The organism is Streptococcus sp. HMSC064D12, assembly GCF_001837205.1.
Classification (GTDB): domain Bacteria; phylum Bacillota; class Bacilli; order Lactobacillales; family Streptococcaceae; genus Streptococcus; species Streptococcus salivarius_D.
Genome location: NZ_KV831765.1, coordinates 36,977 through 40,399 on the forward strand (window position 1 = coordinate 36,977; position 3,423 = coordinate 40,399).

Sequence of the window (3,423 nt, forward strand, 5' to 3'; positions counted from 1 at the left end):
GAGCTTCACCTTCGTGACCTGATTCTTGCGTACCTTTAGCACTGATTGGGCCGGTATATTCTGGGGCGACAGGTTGAACAAGAGCTTCGCCTTCGTGACCTGATTCTTGCGTACCTTTGGCACTGGTAGTGTCGCTATTGATTGAACCGGTGTACGCTGGATTGACAGGCTGAACCACAGCTTCACCTTCGTGACCAACTTCTTGCGTACCATTGGCACTTGTAGTATCGCTACTGATTGAACCGGTGTACTCTGGAGTGGCGGGTTGAACTACAGCTTCACCCTCGTGACCAACTTCCTGGGTGCCATTGGCACTGATTGGTCCTGTATACTCTGGGGCTACGGGTTGAACAAGAGCTTCACCTTCGTGACCTGATTCTTGCGTACCATTGGCACTAATTGGTCCGGTATACTCTGGATTAGCAGGTTGAACCACAGCTTCGCCTTCGTGACCTGACTCCTGAGTTCCCTTTTTCCAACTGATTCCCTCACTATCCTTATCAGCTGTACCCTGATTTACTGTAGTCTCTTCTTTTATTGAAGACTCAAGCCCCTGCAAAGTATTCTCCAAAGGTTGTTCAAGCTCTGGCTTAGCTGAGTAACGCAGATAACCGACATACTCATAACCATCAATTGCAATAACACCTTTAGCTAGGTCCGCCTCGTCTGCAACAGCAAGGGTCTGATTATAGGCCTGCAACTCCTTGTTTTGCAAGGCAAGAACCTCTATTGGCACAAGGAGACTTTGCCCAGCGGCCCCAATCAAGACCAAGCCAATAATCTTTTTACGATGTTTTTTTGAAAAGAGCAACACAGCCATGGTCGCCGTTGCTAGTCCTAAACCTGACGCTACCCAGTCAGAACTTCCTGTCTGAGGAAGACTAGTTTGCGTAGCACCCTTACGTTTGTAGACCAAATAAAAAGTATCTTCATTCTGGTAGTCCTCAGGAATAGCATGGACCACTTGCTGTTGCTCTTCAGCTGTTAATTCATTTTCAGCGACATAGGCCATGTGTACCGTTGCATCCTTAGTAACCTGATCTGCAGAGACTGGTTTAGACACGAAAAAACCACCTGCTAACAAGAATGTCCCGATAGCAACTGGTCCTACACCTACCGACAACTTACGAATGCCGTATTTTGTCACTTTTTCAAAAACATGATTTGCTTGTTTCATTCAAAATCTTCCTATAAGTTAATCCTTGTACCCCAAATGGGCGTCAAAAACAAAGACATTATTGAAAAAATACGCACTCTATACATTTATTAACCTTCTTCCAAAGTCTATCGTATCTTTTTTTTAATCATTAAGCAAGTATTTTCTCTAATTTTTAATCAATATAAAAAACGAGTTGTGATTTGCAGCTAGGACTTCATGACAACCAATAAACCTTTTCACATAAGTATTTTAGTACATATCAATATTTATAATAATCTTTTCCTGAAATTTAAACCACTGATCTGTTTTGCATAAAATAAATCCTAAAATCTCTATTACTTAACCTTATATCTAATATTTTAATAAAACACCAAATCATCTTTAAGATAGATACAAAAGAGACCCACCCCTATCGGGATGAGTCTCTTTTTCGAAAACTGAAATAGTCTAACTAACTATATTGAGGGATTTAACCTATGAACTATCTTAGTCTTCTTTTTTGCGTTTTCCTGCCAAACCTAGTCCAGCTGCCGCAAGGATTCCTCCGAGAGCCATAGTTGCCATAGACGCATCATCACCTGTTTCAGGAAGTGCTGGTCCTTTAGGAGCTTCTGGTGTAGTTGGTGGTGTCACTGGTGGAACCACTGGAGTTGGAGGAGTCGGTGGTGTTGGAGGCGTAGTTGGTGGTGTAGTAGGTGGTGTGTTTGGTGGAGTTGTTGGTGGTGTATTTGGTGGGATAACAGTGTTGTTGAACTCAGTATCTTCTGGCAATTGAGAAATCGCTGTCAAGACTTTACCATCTTTAGTTACAGAAACAACAACTGTGGCTACCATCTTATCATAAGTAACAGTTGCATCGTTACCTTTTACTTCTTCTACTGTATAGACGTGATTACCTTCTTCACCACGTTTGTACTCAAGGGCAGAGAACTTGATCTTACCATTAGCATCATTGCTTACAGTTTCGATAACATTACCCTTGCTATCTTTAAGTACAAAGCTAAACTCACCAGCTTTAAGTTGACGACCTTCAAGTTTCTTAGTGAATTCAAACTCAACCTTGGTTGGGATATTGACTACACGTTTTTCTGTTGGTTTTTCTGGTTTTTCAACAGATTTCTTAGTTGGGTCGTATTGGTGAACGATTTGTGACGCAGTATTTTCGATATCTACACCATCTTTGGCAGTGCCTTTGATAGTTGCAGGAATATCGAACTTGTAGTAGCGTCCGAATGCCAATTTGGCAGTATCAATCACTTGTGTATTTTCTGCATCACCAAGTGACTTAGTAAGGTCAGACTTAGATGTTGCAGTGATTACACCGTTTTCAACCTTGATATCAAACTTAGCTGTCACATCTTCCCCTGTTACAGAGTCGTATGCTTTAATATCTGCAACATTAATGTTCAAGTTTTCGCTGTCATATTTATCTGTAACACCAACAGATTGGATATTGTGAGCGTCAGTGAAGTTGTTTGTGTCAAGCCATACTTGGTAGACAAACTTATCACCTTTCTTGAGTGTCTTAGTATTGATATTTTCAGCTTCGTTGTTAGCTGTGCTGTCAGCGTAAGGATCCTTGTTAGTATCGCCTACTTTATCTTTCAACTCAGCATCATCGTCAACAAGTTTCATACCAGTGATATCGAATTTCTCTTTAGAAACAACGTATTTCTCTGGTTGGAACTTAGGTTTTTCTGGTGGACGAACAGTATTGTTGAATTCTTTATCAGCTGGGTCAGTAACCTTAGTGATAAGAGCTTTCGCTTTACCATCGTGTGATACTTCAACAGTGACAAGAGCTTTCATACCGTCGTATTGAACTGTGCTGTCAGTACCTTTAACTTCTTCTACTGTGTACTTGTAAGTACCTTCTTGGCCTTTCTTGTACTCAATAGCTTTGAACTTAACGTTACCTTTGGCATCGTTCTTAACAGTTTCGATTTCTTTACCTGTAGAATCCTTAAGTACGAATGTGAATTCGTTCGCTTTAAGTTCACGGCCTTCCAAACGCTTAGTGAAGTTAAACTCTACTGAAACTGGAACACTGTTAACACGTTTTTCAGTTGGTACGTTTGGTTTTTCAACTTTCTTAGTTGTTGGGTTGTAGTAGTTAACAACTTGAGTAGCTGTATTTTCGATATCCACACCAGCTTTGATATCTTTCTTAACAGTTGCAGGAATATCAAATTTATAGTAACGACCAAACTCGAACTTAGTAGTGTCAATGACTTGAGTGTTTTCTGCATCGCCAAGTGACTTAG

Annotated in this window: 2 protein-coding genes; both read right to left on the minus strand. The window is 40.8% G+C overall.

Annotated elements, in window-relative coordinates; translation table 11 throughout:
- Window positions 1-1,177, minus strand: a 1,177-nt coding sequence (locus HMPREF2697_RS09035) for a YSIRK-type signal peptide-containing protein (protein WP_142350095.1), incomplete at its 3' end; no start/stop codon positions are given.
- A 468-nt stretch (window positions 1,178-1,645) separates the two neighbouring features.
- Window positions 1,646-3,423: SspB-related isopeptide-forming adhesin (locus HMPREF2697_RS09040; RefSeq protein WP_142350096.1), on the minus strand; the 1,778-nt coding region annotated here is incomplete at its 5' end.